Source organism: Bacillus sp. BPN334 (assembly GCF_008368885.1).
GTDB classification, from domain to species: Bacteria; Bacillota; Bacilli; order Bacillales; family Bacillaceae_G; genus Bacillus_A; species Bacillus_A wiedmannii.
This window is the reverse complement of record NZ_QOZW01000011.1, coordinates 54199-71728: the sequence shown is the minus strand read 5'-3', so window position 1 is coordinate 71728 and position 17530 is coordinate 54199. Positions and strand designations below refer to the sequence as shown.

Sequence of the window (17530 nt, the reverse complement as noted above, 5' to 3'; positions counted from 1 at the left end):
TGTTTTTATAGGATTTTTTCTATTAGTTTACTGGAAATTTGCATTATTATGTGACAATAAATATCATTGTATTTAATATAAAATGATATAAAAAAAAGGGTATGTAAATAATTATCAGAACTTTCGATTAATTAATTATACTAAAATTAGTATTAAGAATATTAGCAAAAAAAGTAACAACGTTATTACAAAGTTCGAATATTGGTCTAAGTACCCTAGCATCTCAATGGTAACCTCTTGAATACTTTTACGTCTTTAAATAAATTAAAATAACAAAAAAATAATAATTTTTAATTTTTTCTTTGTAATTTAATAAGTTGCATGTTAATATGACGAAGGTTATAAAATGGATTTCGCCATATACAATGTTTTTTCGGAATATTCACTCCAGAGAAATGTAGCTATTTCAGTAATTTGCTTCATCTTTTACCTATACACGGGCTACTTTCAATTTTTTTGTTCATAAGTAAAAGTAACTTTTTATTCTATCTTCCTCATCAATTTTAATATAAATGGTAAAAAAGCACTTTTTCAAGTGCCCTTCCTTTTCTTTTTTTAAAGATAGAAAATCTAATAAAATCAAACACCTAGATTAAACACAGACATAATCCTACTTACAAACTCTCAGAGAGGTATAAACTATGGGAATTCCTACACTATTATTAAATACATTTATTATTATTATTTGTATCCTTAGTTACCAAGTATTTTGGCTAGAACATAAAGAAAAAATGGCATGTAATAATATATTAATTTCTGTACTTTCCTCCATTGCAATTATTTTTTGTATGACTTTTCCTTTTCATTTACACGCTGGGTTCATTTATGATTTACGTTTTATTCCCATTATATTAGTTTTTCTATATGGAAATACAAAGAGCATTATTTGTATTGGAGTTTTATATCTTTCTTATAGATTTTACTTAGGTGGAAGCGGAGTCTTCCCATCATTTATTATCTTTACTATTATTTCTGTTATTACAATCATGTTTCGTTACTTGTCACCTACTTATTTCAAGGAAAAGAAGATATTATTAAGTATTTTACTTATTTTGATATGTACAACTTCCCTTTCTATCTGCGGTATTGTAACGCAAATAGATACAGGTGGTAAAATTGACTCTACTCTCATTGAATTTTTATTCAATTATATAATCATAAATATTTTCACAGTATTATTATCAGTTTATTTAATAGAAGGAATGATCAAGAAATATAAAATAAAAGAAAGAATGCAAAGAGCAGAAAAATTTTATATAGCTAGCGAACTAGCTGCATCGATCGCGCATGAAATTCATAATCCACTGACCACGGTACGTGGATTCACTCAATTACTAAATGAAGATGAGAGTGCTAAGATGTCTCAAGATAAGTACTTAGAAATTATGTTACTTGAAATGCAGCAAATACAATCTACTATTAATAACTATTTATCTTTAACCAAACCACAAAATATTATAAAAGAGGAACTAAATATTAATTACATATTAAATCAAGTGAAAGATAATATTTCACCACTCGCTCTTTCATATAATGTTGAAATAAAACAGCATATTACAACAGATTCCCTTTACATAAATGCTAATCCTGAAAAATTAAAAATATGTCTAACCAACATCATACAAAATGGAATTGAGGCTATGAAAAATGGTGGCGTATTACAAATAAATATACAAAAAATAAAAGATAATATTGTAATTGATATCATTGATACAGGAATAGGAATGTCTTCCCAACAAATAAAACGTATTGCCTTGCCATTTTATTCAACAACAGAAAAAGGTACTGGGCTTGGTACTATGATTGCGTACAGTATTATTAAAGAATTAAACGGAGATATAGAGATAGAAAGTGAACTAGGAAAAGGAACACACTTTTCTATCACTATCCCCTGCTAATATAATAGAAGATTTATTTAAATGATATTATTTTGTGGCTAATATACCCATATAAAAAGAGGACGTAACTATTCGTCCTCTTTTTATATGGTTCTGGTGCAAAAATGTTAGTTAGAAACATAGAGTAGCAATTTCACAATTTATTCACAAGTACCGTTAAGCGCAAGTTTACGTTAAGTATGCTATTTGCATAATAATGTTTTCAAGAAAAAAGTAGCTGTACTTTTGTACAGCTACTTTTTTATGCAATAAATGCCCCTTTTATACTTTGAAATGTAATTTACAAACTACAATTTGACATAATTCTAATAGTATGGGATGTATATTTCTCCATAAAGCAACTTATTTTTATCTCTTTTAAATAATTTATTATATTATTTTCATCTAATTAGGCACAGAAACGTTTTGCAAAATCTTACTACTTTTTAGGAAAAACGTTTTTAGGGTACATTTTAAAATAGCTCTTTTTCTTTGAAATGTTTCTGTGCTTAATATTTAAATTATCTTATGACAAAATTTTCCGCAACTAATATGTTAAATGATTCATAATTATATATAATATGGAATATTTAAGTTAAATATTTCGTATTATACTCTATTAAATATAGCTTATTTAATTTATTAGTAATTAATTTATTAGTCTAAGTATGAATTATAAAGTATGTTCGTTTAAAATTGTCACAATATAATTTTATATTCGACGTTTTTAATTACTCGTGAAACATTTGCAAATGTTTTAACCGTTATGTATAAGGTAAATATCCCCTCTAAATATAAGATTTACTTAATTTAGATTCTTTCTCTCATAGTCGTAATGTCGAAAAAAGTCGAATTTTTATATTTTTTCTTTATTTTCTAGTTGTAAACGTTTTATTTTCATGTTACCATCTTAATCAAACATTAGATGGTAATAAAACTTAAAGTATTTCTTTCCCTTAGAGACATATAAACGTTCGGTAATACCATGAAAATAAGGCCAAAGAAATATGAGCTACCTGATAAAAGATTTAATAGGATTTTTACCACATTAATTTTCTGTTAATTCAGAATGTAACATTTTGTCCCTAAACAAAATTTAAATTTTAGTGTGGTAAACTCAAAAAGCTAAATCACCCACCCAAATTAACAAATGATATATCCTGTTATATCTAGCGATCAGTCATGAGAAATAGATTTCTTCCTAAGAAAACTTAGCCCATTAATAAAAAGTGTCTAAATTTCTATCTTTATTACCATCTATTGTTGATAACGTATTTACCAACTATAAAAAAGAACCTATTGAAGGTTCTTTTTTATTATAATCATTAGCACTTCAATTATTGATAATCATTGGTATTGAATCTTTATTCTCTCACCTTATATAGTTTTCTTTTATTAACACTTGAAGACTTATTGAGGTACGGTTCTGATTTTAATTTTTTTTTTATTTTTAAGCGACTAATTTCCGAATGATGGGCCATCCACAGTTTTATATCTAATAAAGAAAGAAAGAATTATGTCTGTTTCAAGTGACATTTTGCTTACCTCCTTCTCTCTTATGGGTTATGTAGGTAATATATCACTTGAATCTGAAGCCTTTAGAACACATAATGGATACCCTAAAAAATAGACTTTATTTTATCTTTATCTTATCTTTACCTTATCTTTAAATTTTTCTATTAAACTTAGCATTTAGAAAAAAATTTTCGAGTCTAAAAAAGCTGGGAAATAGAGAATTATTGAATTTTTTTAATAACCAGCCACCATTGAAAATAGGGTTTCTTGTAAAAGGAGGAGTAATATTTGAAGAATAAGAGAAAAGTACAAACTATTATATTATTCTTTATTAGTATTTTAGGGTTAGGAACAATAATCGGGATACTATATTTTAATGACAAAACCAATACTCAAAAAAATAAAGCGTTTGCTACCGAGGAACGTTTATTGCAATATGAGCCCATCATGAAAAAAGAATTAGAAAAATATAATTTGGGAGAAAAAACAGCAATTTTACTAGGAATTATGTACCACGAGAGTAGGGGTGAGGGCAACGACCCTATGCAATCTTCCGAATCACTTGGATTAAAGCCAAATGAAATCCAAGAGATAAACTTGAGCATTAAACAAGGGGTAAAGCACTTTGTTCAAATGTATAGATATGGAGAAGAAAAAGGTGTTAGTATGGAGACAATTATTCAAAGCTATAATATGGGGCCAGGCTATATTGATTTTATTGCCAATCAAGAAGCTAAACAACACTCGGAAGATACAGCTAAACAGTTTTCTAAGTTGAAAGTTGATCAGAATCCAGCTACATACACTTGTGGTGGAAATAAACAAAATTTTAGATATCCATATTGTTACGGTGATTTCACATATACAACAAAAGTGAATGAAAAAGCAAAACTTATTGAAAAACGCCTCCAAAAAAATTAAAATTGTATATATTTGTTTGAAGGAGTTTTCCATTTACTTTTATATGGTTTTTCATCAACTTTTATCCCCTCTTACCATCTAAATGTATATATACAACTATCGTATCATATTTCAATTTAAATACGGCTCTAGTTACATATTTCGCAAAAAATCTATCCAAAATATAAATAAAATCACCATTTTACATGAAATAGTATCCACTTAGCGAATTCATTAGGCATAAAAATAAATGTAGATTCAATAAAAAGAGAGCACCCTCTCTATTGGTGCTCTCAATGTGAATTGGGGTTGATCCTGAGCATTGAATAGGACACGAAGAACTCGTCCTGTTACATAATATTATGCTTGTCCATATTATAAATGTGCAATAAAAAAAGCACCCTCGCCCAGGCGCCAAGAGATACATATACGTTGAGGTAACTAACACGTTAGAAAAGGCCCTTCCATATCATTGTATGATTATCAATTATCTTTATACCTAGCAGACTCATTAAATACGTTTAATGTATCATTTCTATTAGTTTAACCATGCCTAATGCCATCCAATTCATGGTTAGTATTTTAAATAGACCAACGATGTATTATAATCCTTTATATACCCAAGGAGGTTTACTATGCTTAATTTTCATAAAACATTCCCCATCTTAGGATTCTTTTGGTTTTTATATAGTTTTATCGGCATCATCTTTTTATTACTATTCCTTAGCGTGTAGTAACAAAGCGTATAAATATATGTTTAATGTGTGATTTCTATTATCGGCTTTGTTAACTAACACTTAAATTATTTTAACAGCCTTTTGTTTAATTCCCACAAAGCTGTTTTGTTACTATCCCATTTTAAAAGCGTTACGGCTTCCTCAAAGCACAACCATTTATACTTGAAGTGTTCTTTAGATAATTTAATATTTTTTGTAGGAACTTTAACTCCAAAAGAAAATTCTTTTATTACATAAACATCTTCTCCCCAAAGAAATTCACCGACTACATCCTCTACTGGTAGTGAAGACACAGAATCTAGTTTTATATAGGGACATTCTCTTATAATACCAGCCTCTTCAAACGTTTCCCGTTTTGCTGATTCAATAGGAGTCTCACCATCTTCTCCACCACCAGCTATTCCTTGCCAATAACCATAATCACTTCGATTAAAAATGCCATATTGAATGGAATCATCAGTTTTTATATAAGGAAATATCAATACTTGATACGGCGCTCTCATTGTTTAACCTCCTCTCGAAAAAATATGAACAATTTATTCACTAACTTGCTATTTTAGTAAATAAAGAGCCAACATCGAAATTCTACATTAATAATGCAGGTTTATGGTATCGGCTCTCCATTTTTTAAGAATTTTATTTTTCATAAATCGGTTTACTCTTAACGTGATAAAAACCTGCTTATTTCTTATTTAATTTGCTTAGCATGTTTTTTTCGAAATGCTGGCGGTATCACATGTTGACTAACCAGTCCAAATAGTCCCTAAAACGGTCATTTAAGGAACTTTATTTATATCTATCAAAACTGACTGAAATATGTTTAAAATTCAGTTCAAAAACTCATGACCAAAAACAAAGTTTTATATCAAACATCAAATATCGTTTATGGAACACTCTTAATGTACGGAAAACCAAGTTTTTCAAATAAAAAGTTCCTTAGCATACGAAATTCGCGTTATGTTGGCGGGACCCCATTGCCATCAAGTCAAGGTTTTGAAGTACCCCCTAAACGAAAAAATTCTTTCTCTATAGGGGAACCATATCAAAAAAGAAAATTGTAAGTTTAGACACATTTCAGATACAAAATAACCGATTCCTTATACGTTAAGGGACCGGTTATTTTTTTCCCTACTTTTTAGGAAGGTTTTTCTTGTAATGGTCTTAAATGATTGATTTAAGGTTATAAACTTAAATCATAAATAAAAGATACAGTAAAAACTATATAAGAAATAAATGTAACGAAAACAAGAAAACATATAAACTGAGCATTAGATACATATTGTTCTATTCTTTTTTTCATTTTAATTAGTATTATTTTTCAGATGTGAAGTATCAATTTGAATTTCACCTTTCCAAGATCCAATTACTTTTCCAATTCTATTTATATTTACATCTAAAGTAAGGGGCTGTTTAAAATCGTCTTTTCCTCCAGTAACTATAACAAATGTAGCAACACCTTCGGGTTTATCATTATCACGAATGCCTACATCATTTAATTTTTTACCTGCTGCCATAAGTTCAAAAGGAAGACGGTCATCTGAATCATGGATAAATGATAGTCTCCCTTCATGTTTAATCTCAGGGTTTTCCTCTTGTTGCCCATTAATTTTACCATCACTTTCGAGCTCTAATCCTGATGTATCAAATTCAAATGGTACTAAACTTCCGTCAGCTTTTTCCATTCTATAATGAACTGATATACGTGAATCTGCGATATATAATTCTTTGAAATGTACAGTAATACCTTGATCTGTAATTTTTTCATCAATAGGAATATATTTACCATTCTTCATCATATCTTGTGTGACACCATTTTCATCTTGTATTCCTTCATTTACAACTTTATCATTTGTAATTGCATCAGAAAAATATGAGGCAACATTTGTAGCCGCTACTTGTACTTGTGGAATCATTGCAGTTGTGAAAAGTGCTGCTGCAGCTACTGCTGTATACATAAAACGTTTTGATTTTTTACTCATGTTTGTAAAGAGTCCCTTCTTCTGTTGTTTTTTGTGATTTATATTAGAAACATTGTCTAGCTTGGAACGACTTTCAAATGTTTTCCATGCTTGTTCTATATCAATTTTGATTTCTTGTGGTGAATTTGCAGATTCTTCATCTAGCATTACGCTTTCCCATTGATTTAATTTGCTGATTTCTACTAATAAATCTTGGCATGCTTCACATGTATCTAGATGCATTGTGAATTCCTTTCTTATATCATGAGGAAGTTCTCCATCAATATATGTTTGAATAAATCCGATATCATAACATTTCATTTGTTATGCCTCCTCCATTTGTTTATAAATCTTGCGAAATTTCATTTTGGCTCGGACCAATAATGTTCCAATAAAAGATATTTCAATTTGAAGTATTTCTGCAATTTCTTTATATTGAAAACCAGAGAATTTCATTAGTAAAAGGGTTCGTTCTCGATCATTCATTTTATTTAGTATCGTTTGTACCTTTGTAATTTCCTCTTTTCTTATCCAATCATCGTCTAATGATGAAACATTTTGTACTTCATGGTATTGTATTTCTTTATCAATCTTCGCTTGTTGCCTTTTTTCAGATCGCAAATGGTTATAAGCTACATAAGTAGAAGATTTAATCAACCATCCAGGTATGTTTTCAATTACTTTCCAGTCATTACGATATAATTGTAAAAATACTTCTTGTGCTAACTCTTCAGCGATAGATTGATCTTTAACAATCCATATAATCTGTTTCACAGCATAAGCATAGTACTGCTTAAATAAACCTTCAAAAGGCATATCAGAAGCATGACTTTCTTCATTTTTTATGGTTAACATGTTAGTTTAAACCTCACTTTCAATTTGATGCCTGTATTATAGAGAAACCAGAAAAACGGATTTTGTGACAGTTTTTCTGGTTATTTTTTTATTATGTACTAAAAAAACATTCATCTGATTAAAAGATAAATGCCAAAAGGGAAATAAAAACATAAAACTATAACTCTTGCAGTAGTTTTCTATTAATGGGGTACCGCCACATCGCTATCAAGCTAATAAAAAGAAATGCCCCCTAGAATGAAAAAAACGCCATCCTTTCCTATGATTCTACAGAAAGAATAACGTATTTTTTCATTTTAGTGGAACAATTAACCTCTTAAGTTGATGAGCATGCAGCAAGCCCCTTTAAAGGTAATATTGCGGTACCAGGCTGCCCTCTATACTGAAAAGGTAATATCACAACTCAAACTGCTATATTTATTTCCTGCCAAATACACTCTTTTTTATTAGCACGTTTCCATAAATATATGGTGTAGAAGAATAAAATTGCAATAATAATATATGCAAAAAGCGACGAGGCTTGAACATTCCCCATAAAATTAAAGAAATTATTAAAAGTGTGGAAAGTAATGTTCATAATAATTGATTGCTTATTTACGATAAGTAAGGACAGAACAAGTCCAATAAATTGTAATACCGGACTGGATGGCTTAGTAATAGTTTGATAGGCCCCGTTAAGCGTGTAAAAAATCATTAATAAAAATTCTAACCCAATAATTTTTAAAACAATATTCTGATTTACCTTCATCTAGAATTCTCCCCTATTTATCGATTTGAGCATTTTTCTTTTGGATTACTGCACTGTTACTATTTATAGATTAATAGTAACTTATTAATTCATCGAATAACTTACTGATATTTCAAAAAATATAGTATAAAACACTTTATTGTCCTCATGATAAGGTAAACAAATACCTCAAACGAGAAAATTGATCTCTTCAAATTGAAAATATATAAAATTCCTTTTTAGGGGTTATATATATTTTTTTAGTTGATGGCGATGTGATGAGACCCCATAAAGAAAAGACACCCTAAGGTGCCTTCCTCCGACTTGAACCACTTTAATTTAATAATATGTATTGGACATTAAGTAAACACGTCCTATAAAACAGAATCATTTATTTTCAACAGATTGTTAGTGTACAAATACAAGAGAATCAAGATCGTTTGTTTGGCTAGATTAAAGCAACGCCACACCTATATGGTTGAAATGTGTTACGCCTTCTAATCGGAGAATCAGCTTTATAGAACGTGTCCACAATTTATATTTTACTACATGTAATATTTATTTTATGTAGTTTTTACAAATATGTATAATTACATAAAATTCACGAGAAAAAGAGAGTATACTTTGATATTGTGTAATAAAGATAAGGCCCACCTACGGAAATAGGTGGGTTTTTTATTGGGCATTACTATCTCATTGCACAAAAGGGAATTTGCATTAAAATAATATCATATTCTTAGGGTTCTTATATTGAGAAAAAAGACACTCTTATGAGTGCCCCTTTTTTTAGTAACCGAATCCGCCGCTACCGCCGCCCCAACAACTACATCCTATAATGATTAACAGGATGAATAGAACGATCAGTAAAGCAAATCCGCCACCTAACTGTTTACGCTTAAAGACTAAAGTTACCTTTAGCCCTCCAAGACTCGCTACGAGCGAATGGCTAGTTCTTACTCGACGGGAATCCCACCCGTTATATGATACGACCTAGGCTCGGCCGCACACCTGCCTCGTTAGTTAATATGAAAATGCAACCCAATATCTTTCAGGCGAAAGTATAATCTTGGTTTGGAAATATACAACTGTTTGGACATAAAAAAGACCATCGAAATGATGGTCTTGCAGACTGTAGACAAATGCATAAAATAACGAATGAACCTTTCTCTGAACACTTACTTTACTTCTTTTATAAATAGTCTAACGTTTTCAGCGATTTCTTTGAATTTGGTATGGTGTAAATAATGTGATCCATCCATGGTTACTACTTTTCCATGTACCGAGTCTTTGATCTGCCCTTCATGCAGAGGTATCCATCCTGCTACATCTTCATTATTCGCTTGTACAAAGAGAAGAAGTGGAAGATTTTTAGGGAAGATTAAACCTTGAGCCCCTTTAAAATTAGACGAAATATGGTCCATCTCATTCAAGGTTGTGTCATTATACATGTTTTTATTCGAAATCATTTTCATTTGCTCTACGGTTTTTTCATCAAATGCCAGTCCAGCATAGGGGTCAGCACTAATTTTCATAGCCAATCTTAAGAGACCTGATTTTTTGAGATATGCAAACGTTTTTAATGGGAAATTGATATCCATACCCGGTTGTGTTGCAACACTGCTATCGATTCCGACAAATGCAGTCACCTCGTTTGGATATTTGTTCACATAATCAATTCCATAAATACCTGTAATGGAGTGGCCCATGAGCATGTATCTGTTAATATTAAGCTGCTGTAGAGCTTCATGAACTTCACTTACCATATTCTCCGTGGTTCGCTCTTTTACAGTTTCATCACTTAATCCATAACCGAAAGGCTCTACCGCAACAACTTTGTAAAATGGAGATAATTCATCGATAAGAAGCTTAAAATCAAGCCCTGGAGTAGCTGTTCCATAACCAGGCAGGAGCACGATTGTTTCCTCGCCCTCGCCTTGAATTAATACATTCATGTTTTTCCCGTCTACAGATACGTGCTGCCCGTAGGGCACTATTCGTTTTTGCTCCGAATGACTACTCATCACATTTACGATATAAACAATACCTAAAAAAAGTACAATGGCTAGAACGATTGCTCCTATGGTTTTAAGTAAGATGCTTCGCACTTTCTTTATTTTCATTCCACTCAGCGTTTTCTTTTCCTCTTGTTGTGTCACTGTCATCTTCTCCTGTCCTGATCTGTTTGCCTTCCTTTATGTGCCTGTAATGAAAACTTAATCAATGAAGATGTACTCACCATGACGACAATATGAACTGAATATGAACTGCAAAAAAAAATGCTACGACTCATATGCAAGTAAGCTTGCATATGAGTCGTAGCATAGAGAATGAATCTAACTAATCTGTTGGTGTAGTGATTGGCAAAGTGACAATGAAGGTCGTTCCTTGACCAAGTTCACTTTTCACTCGGATGTCACCTTGATGAAGCGACACGATCTGTTTAACGATAGCGAGTCCCATACCACTTCCGTCATACTTGCGACTGTGGGAACGATCAGCCTTAAAAAAACGCTCGAATATACGCTTCTGGTCGTCAAGGTGAATACCAATACCAGTGTCGGATATTAGGATTGTCACGTTTTTGGTATCTTGTTTGATGCTTACGTTAATCACGCCGGCATCCTCGGAAAATTTGATGCTATTTCTGAGGATATTCGTCCAAACCTGATTTAACAGGTCATGATCAGCCGTTACTTTAACTGTCTGTAAATCAAGCTCGAAATGTATATCGCGAGCAGACCATTGTGGCTGGAGCGCCACAATTATCCGTCGGATTTGTTCATCGAGGCTGAGCGTGACGAGCCGCAGTTGCTTTGACTGCGATTCAAGAAAACTCAGCTTTAGCAGGTTATCGCTCATTTTGGACATCCTTTTCGCTTCAGCGATGATAATATCAAGATAACGGCTTCGTTCGTATTCTGAGAGGTCAACTTGCTTAAGCACTAGAGCATAACCGGATATCGAAGTGAGCGGAGACTGAACCTCGTGCGACACGTTCGTTACGAATTCCCTGCGCATCTGCTCAAGTTGCTGCAGATCGTGCATCATTTCTTCGAAGCTGCGAGCCAAAGTACCCAGCTCACTCGTTTGCTTAATATTCAACTTGACGTTGAAATCTCCAGATGCTATCCGCCTGGTCGCTTTTGTCAGCTTTTTTATCGGTCTTACCAGGAATACAGAGGCAACTAGAATCAATAAGCTTCCTGCAATCAACGAACATGTTGCAAAGACCACTGCCCACTTTGTGACAAAAGAGGCTGAAGGAGGGGCGAGCGCTTCCAAAAATATCGCTTTCGTTCCCATTTCCGTTTTCAACGGTAGCCCTAAGAGGACCGTGGCAATACCATTAGGAGTGTCCTGAACAACACCTCCATCTAATACTTTCTTTAGTTGCTCCATCGTCACAGGCGCAGGTTTGTGTCCGTGAAGTTTACCGTAAGACTTGAACTGACCCGTTGCTTCGTAAATTCGAATATAATAAGAATCGAGCTGCTTCATTTCACTTACGAACAAGTCCGCTTCACGTAACGGAAAGGTCTTGTAAATCCGGACGATGTCTTGGCCAAAGTTACGTAAGTTGATTTGAGCGTTTTCGTTCAATTTATCCTCGAATATCCAAGTTGACACCAAAAAAGAAATGATCGTGCCCCCGATGATGGAGACTAAAAATGTCAGGACAACACGTATATATAAGGATCTGATCATTCATAAACCTCAAGCCGATACCCAAGCCCGCGCACCGTTTCGATCCGAAAATCGGGTGTTGTCGCGAACCGTTCACGCAGCCGTTTAATATGTACGTCTACCGTTCGATCATCTCCGGCGTAATCGATACCCCAAATCTGATCGATCAACTGCACGCGCGTATAGACTTGTCCGGGTGTTCCAGCGAGCTTATACAGCAATTCGAACTCCTTTAGCGGCAACGTAAGCGACTCCGTCCCTTTCATCACCTTATAGGTCTGTCGATCAAGGATGACGTTCCCTAAATGGATCGTCTGCGTGGAGCCAATCTTGTATCGTTTGAGTAGTGCCCTAACACGAACCGTCAACTCTAACGGATCGAATGGTTTGGTTAAATAATCGTCCGTCCCAAGTTCGAAACCTTTCACTTTCTCCCATGTTTCTCCTCTCGCAGTCAGCATAAGTAAAGGTAGATCAGGATTGGCTCTTCGGAGCTCCTTGCTTAACGTCCAACCATCCATAATCGGCATCATAATGTCAAGTACGACAAGATCGACATTCGTTGAGATGTAGACAGCCAGTGCTTCCTTGCCATCCGCTGCTTCAGCTGTTGCGAATCCGTCGTTGCGTAGAAATAAACAGACGAGTTCGCGAATGTTCGCATCGTCGTCAGCAACTAGTATAGTAGGCATCGTTTCCCTCTTTTCCCTGTTTTCCACCGCATTATTTCAAGCAATCATTATACTATAAATTAACACGTATGTTGATTAACCAAAGTAATACAGTTTCTTGATTTATCGACCTGTAGAATTCAAGTGTTTCTTTCAAACTAATTTTCCACTCAATTGACAAGGCTTCACAAAAAAACAGGCGTGTGAAACCTGCAAATGACAAGCGTTTATTTTGTCTTTTGGCCTTGTGCACGAAGAAATTTCAGCAAAGCATAGGCAATTATAGCTGTGAATAACTGATTGAACAACGCATTGGATGTTGTACCAAACAATACGGAAACGTTCAAATTCAGCTAAATCCAGCGGAAAAATGATTCAATTTCCCAGCGCTATTTGTACATGGCGGCGATTCCTTCGGACAGATAGATTGGTAGAACACATATTCCCCAAACTACTCCAGTAATTACACCATCTGAAATAACACGTCCCATACCCACTAATTATTTTTCATCAAATGCGTAAATGCCGTGTCAACTTTGATTGCACATTCGTTCCAAATCATTATTTGTTAATTTAAGTGAACTATGGTCCTCCTCATGAATTTTATTCATGCCTCCATTATATTTCTTCGTTTTATTTAATGCCATTACCAACATACAATAAGTGCATGCTCTATTATATGACCCTTGACAAGGGATATATTTTTTATGGAAGGATAAAGTGAAATGCAAAAAATTTTAGTTACAGGTGCTGCAGGTAAGATTGGCCAAGATGTTACAAGATTCCTAGATAAGCAAGGGAATTACTAGTTACGGCTAGCAGATATTAACTTATCTGCTTTAGAAACTTTTAAAGATATAAATCATGAAATCATATATTTAGATATTTCTGATTTAGCTGCTTGTCAAGAATTTACGAAAGGGATAGATATAGTTATACACTTGGCAGGTAATCCTTCGCCAAATGCTGATTTTTATGGCTCCTTATTAGAAAATCATATAAAGGGAACCTATAATATTTTTAGAGCTGCTAGTGATAATAATGTATCCAAAGTGATAGTTGCTCCCAGTGCTCAAACAATTGAAGGCTATCCTTTGGATTATCAACCACATGCTTATTCACCCACGAGACCCAAAAATATGTACGGGGTAAGTAAGTGTTTCGCATAGGCTGTTGCTTCTTACTTTGCTTATGAAGAAGGGTTACAAAGTCTTGCTATTCGTATAATAATCCATACGGTAAACCACTAACAGCTAGAGATATGAGTACATACTTAAACCCAGAAGATTTTATGGACCTTCTCTTAAAGTCGATGACGGCAAAGAACTTACCTCCATTTTCAATTTTACATGGTGTATCTAACAACAGGTTTAAACGAATTGATATTGAAGGAACAAGAAAGTTAGTTGGTTATAGCCCTAGTTCTGATGCTTTTGTACTAAGTGGTATTAAGTTCTTTGATTCTTGATAAATGCATATCTAGAAAAGAGATTATATTATTGTTATTTAGCTTTTATTTGTTCTATTTTCAATAGATACAGTTTATACAATCGTAATATCACAATTCCTTTAGATAGGGCACACTATTCTTCTGTCTCATTTGTGGAACAACTCTATTGTCACCACTAGTTCCACAGATGTTCTTTTCCGTTTCAGCATAATGGGGTAGCACCATCAAAACGCGAATTTCGTACGCTAAGCAAAATTTCATAAGAAAAAGCCGATTTCCGGTACTCTAAGAGAATAATTGGCTTTTTACTGTTAAGTCGTTTGTAGTGATTGTAGGGAGTCTAATGATGCAATTTCTTTTATACTAAATCGGTATTTTCCTAGAATATTAATGTGTTCCCATTCTAATGGAGAAATATATTTCAATAATTCTTCATTAAGATGGGAATTAAATAACTCAACTTTCGCACCTATAAAATAAGCTGGGAGATTTAGCAATATTGAATTTAGAGTCTATCAATTGTGTACTGTACAACTTGAGTAAAATGAAAAGCACCTCGATTCTTGTTATAGTGAGATTACCTAGAAATCACTACCACAGAAGAGGTGCCTTAACTACAATAGCTCAAAATAACCAATATCATCAACTACCAAAAGAACTTAATTCTATTTTTTCCGAGCTTGAAATGAAGATCCAGCTAAGGATGCAGTCTATCGCTTCTTATAAACGGTGCCAATGTTCAATTGGCGCCCTTTCCTGCTGCTGTTTAGTATGAATGCGATTAAAAAAGTAACTCGACTTACGAAAAAAAACGCTCCAAAGTGTTGATTGTGCTTATCATCGTAACTGCAGTAAAAAAGTTGAATTGCTAGCACACTATTTTGACACCTTGGTTAACTATTCCACCTTTGCAGTATTTCCTGTTTTTAATCAATGAGTAAGGGGCAAAATTTAAAGTATATGGTGGCACTATTTGTACTTCTTTCTGTAATCTCTACTCATCGAATAAATTTAGAGCTATCACTCATGCCTTCAGTTGAACACCCCGATGACTGAACTAAGATAAGTTATGGATGAAGCGCCCGTGCCATCGCATCAAAATAATTCTGACTGGCACGCTGACTCACTTCGGCTTCAGGCACAAGTACTTCAAAGCAATGGAAGCAGCCGGGGTAGAGATGAAATTCAACATCTACTCCTGCTTGTGCAAGTCGTGTTACATATTCAATAATTTCATCTCGGAATAAATCGAGTTGACCTACACATGTATAAGTTGGCGGTAGTCCTGCTAAGTTGTCTGCTCTCGAAGGTACGGCATAGGGAGATTGTTCGTTAGTATCGTTCTTCTTTCCTAAGTACATATTCCAAGCCGTTAAATTGTTTGATCTATTCCATGTTGCATTTTCTTCTATAATCTCATAGCTTGATGGTGTTATGTTGTGGCTATCAAGCATCGGATACAGCGGCATCTGAAAAATAATAGATGGACCTCCTTTATCACGAGCCATTAATGCAAGCGCTGCTGTTAGCCCACCGCCTCCACTTGCGCCGGCGATCGCAACTCGATTTACATCAATTCCAAGCGAGTCTGCCTCATTTGTCATCCAAACCAAGCCTGCATAACAATCTTCAATAGCCGCTGGATAAGGGTTTTCGGGCGCAAGTCGATAATTGACAGACACAACAACGCATTCAGCAGTCTGAACAAAGCGTTCACACAAAACATCGTCCATATCAGGGTGGCCCATTACGTATCCACCACCGTGAATCCACAGCATAGCTGGAAGTTTATCAAGATTTTTCTCAACGGGTTCATAAATTTTAACTAACATCTCGCCGGCTGCGCCAGGAATCATTCGCTTGGTCATGTGTACAAGCTCTGATTTTTCCAAATGTGGATTCGACAAGAGACTTCGACTCACCTCTAAATCCCCCTCTAATTGAAAGCCTGGAAATTGTGAGAAAGCCTGTTTTAATTCTGGTAATACTCGACTGTCAATTTTCATATAAATTCCTCCAGTTAAATAATGAGACTTGATGCAATCCTTATCGAATAATTAGCGGAATAGATGTGTCTCCTGTTCTCCTTCAGCTTCCCATTTGGCAATTTCCTCTCTCACACGAGGGGCAACTTCTGTTCCAAGCAATTCTATGGCACGCATGACTTGATCATGTGGCATGGTACTTAATGGTACATACATCATAAAGCGTGTAATCCCTACATGCTTACGAAGATGGATGATTTTTTCGGCGACCGTATCTGGATCACCAACATACAACGCCCCTTCAAAACTTCGTGCAGTATCAAAGCTGGAACGATCATAATAAGGCCACCCCCGCTCTTTACCAAGTTTATTCATGCCTGCCTGAGTGGAAGGGAAAAATGTCTCTGCTGCCAATTCCGTATTCTCTCCAACAAATCCAATCGAATGAGACCCCACCTGAAGTTTTGATACATCATGACCAGCGTGAGCCGCCGCTTTCTTATATAGTTGTACAATTCGTGCAAAGTGCATTGGGCTACCACCAATAATCGCCAGCATAAGTGGTAATCCCAGAAAACCGGCACGGATAGCAGATTCCTGATTCCCACCGCTACCAACCCATATCGGTAAAGGATTTTGAACAGGTCTTGGATACACACCTAAATTATTGATTGCCGGTCGATGTCTGCCTTCCCAAGTCACTTTTTCGGACTGACGTATTTTGAGCAGTAGGTCCAAATGTTCTTCAAACAGTTCATCATAGTCCTTCAATTCATAACCAAACAGTGGAAAAGATTCGATAAAGGAACCACGACCCGCCATAATCTCTGCACGTCCATTTGAAATGCCATCCAGTGTAGAGAAATCCTGAAAAACACGCACAGGATCAGCTGAAGAAAGCACGGTTACTGCACTCGCAAGCCGTATCTTTTTCGTTTGTGGTGCCGCCGCTGATAGAACCATCGCTGGAGAGGATGCTGCATAATCCTCCCTATGGTGCTCACCAACACCAAACACATCAAGTCCTACTTGATCAGCAAGAACGATTTCTTCAACAACTTCACGCAATCGCTGTGCGTGACTTATCACTTCACCACTATGAACATCTGGTTTCGTTTCTACAAAAGACGTAATACCTATTTCCATTTGTTATCTCTCCTAGTCTAATTAG

General features: G+C 34.5%; 11 protein-coding genes and 3 pseudogenes. 3 read left to right on the top strand and 11 right to left on the bottom strand.

All coding sequences use genetic code 11. The features are described from left to right. Positions 1–641: 641 nt before the first annotated feature. Together DN393_RS17465 and DN393_RS17460 are read left to right on the top strand one after the other, a co-directional pair. Positions 642–1898, top strand: coding sequence for an ATP-binding protein (locus tag DN393_RS17465; RefSeq protein WP_149173730.1), 1257 nt, complete (start codon positions 642–644; stop codon positions 1896–1898). 1782 nt (positions 1899–3680) lie between these two features. Continuing rightward, positions 3681–4313 carry a lysozyme family protein gene (locus DN393_RS17460; protein WP_048565956.1) on the top strand — a complete coding sequence of 211 codons (633 nt, stop codon included), beginning with the start codon at positions 3681–3683 and terminating at the stop codon, positions 4311–4313. 781 nt (positions 4314–5094) lie between these two features. On the opposite strand, the gene DN393_RS17455 is transcribed toward DN393_RS17460, so the two are convergent. The 9 genes and pseudogenes from DN393_RS17455 to DN393_RS32045 form a co-directional block, all read right to left on the bottom strand. Beyond that, complete coding sequence (locus tag DN393_RS17455; protein WP_064475915.1) at positions 5095–5532, bottom strand: NUDIX hydrolase; 438 nt, start codon at positions 5530–5532, stop codon at positions 5095–5097. A gap of 798 nt (positions 5533–6330) precedes the next feature. Continuing rightward, positions 6331–7308 (bottom strand): DUF4179 domain-containing protein, encoded by a 978-nt coding sequence (locus DN393_RS17450; protein ID WP_149173729.1) that lies wholly within the window; start codon positions 7306–7308, stop codon positions 6331–6333. 3 nt (positions 7309–7311) lie between these two features. Further along, positions 7312–7842, bottom strand: a complete 531-nt coding sequence (locus DN393_RS17445; protein ID WP_149173728.1) for an RNA polymerase sigma factor SigX — start codon at positions 7840–7842, stop codon at positions 7312–7314. 403 nt (positions 7843–8245) lie between these two features. Beyond that, positions 8246–8590 carry a hypothetical protein gene (locus tag DN393_RS17440; protein WP_149173727.1) on the bottom strand — a complete coding sequence of 115 codons (345 nt, stop codon included), beginning with the start codon at positions 8588–8590 and terminating at the stop codon, positions 8246–8248. A gap of 765 nt (positions 8591–9355) precedes the next feature. Then, positions 9356–9451: pseudogene (locus DN393_RS17435) on the bottom strand (YjcZ family sporulation protein); the annotation flags it as partial. A gap of 293 nt (positions 9452–9744) precedes the next feature. Beyond that, the gene (locus DN393_RS17430; protein ID WP_064475919.1) at positions 9745–10725 is read right to left on the bottom strand and encodes an alpha/beta hydrolase; all 981 of its coding nucleotides are present in this window, start codon (positions 10723–10725) and stop codon (positions 9745–9747) included. Between the two features lie 181 nt (positions 10726–10906). Beyond that, positions 10907–12274, bottom strand: a complete 1368-nt coding sequence (locus tag DN393_RS17425; protein WP_064475920.1) for a sensor histidine kinase — start codon at positions 12272–12274, stop codon at positions 10907–10909. Next, a complete protein-coding gene (locus DN393_RS17420; RefSeq protein WP_001142154.1) occupies positions 12271–12945 on the bottom strand; it encodes a response regulator transcription factor in 675 nt (224 codons plus the stop codon). Before DN393_RS17420 ends, DN393_RS17425 begins: the two co-directional genes overlap by 4 nt. A gap of 386 nt (positions 12946–13331) precedes the next feature. After that, positions 13332–13535, bottom strand: a pseudogene (locus DN393_RS32045) (hypothetical protein); the annotation flags it as partial. A gap of 114 nt (positions 13536–13649) precedes the next feature. Here DN393_RS32045 and DN393_RS17415 point away from each other — a divergent pair. Beyond that, a pseudogene (locus DN393_RS17415) lies at positions 13650–14392 on the top strand (NAD-dependent epimerase/dehydratase family protein). Between the two features lie 1049 nt (positions 14393–15441). Here the strand turns inward: DN393_RS17415 and DN393_RS17410 are convergent. Together DN393_RS17410 and DN393_RS17405 are read right to left on the bottom strand one after the other, a co-directional pair. Next, complete coding sequence (locus DN393_RS17410) at positions 15442–16380, bottom strand: alpha/beta hydrolase (protein WP_064475922.1); 939 nt, start codon at positions 16378–16380, stop codon at positions 15442–15444. A 51-nt stretch (positions 16381–16431) separates the two neighbouring features. Continuing rightward, positions 16432–17505, bottom strand: a complete 1074-nt coding sequence (locus DN393_RS17405) for an LLM class flavin-dependent oxidoreductase (protein ID WP_149173726.1) — start codon at positions 17503–17505, stop codon at positions 16432–16434. Positions 17506–17530: the final 25 nt, after the last annotated feature.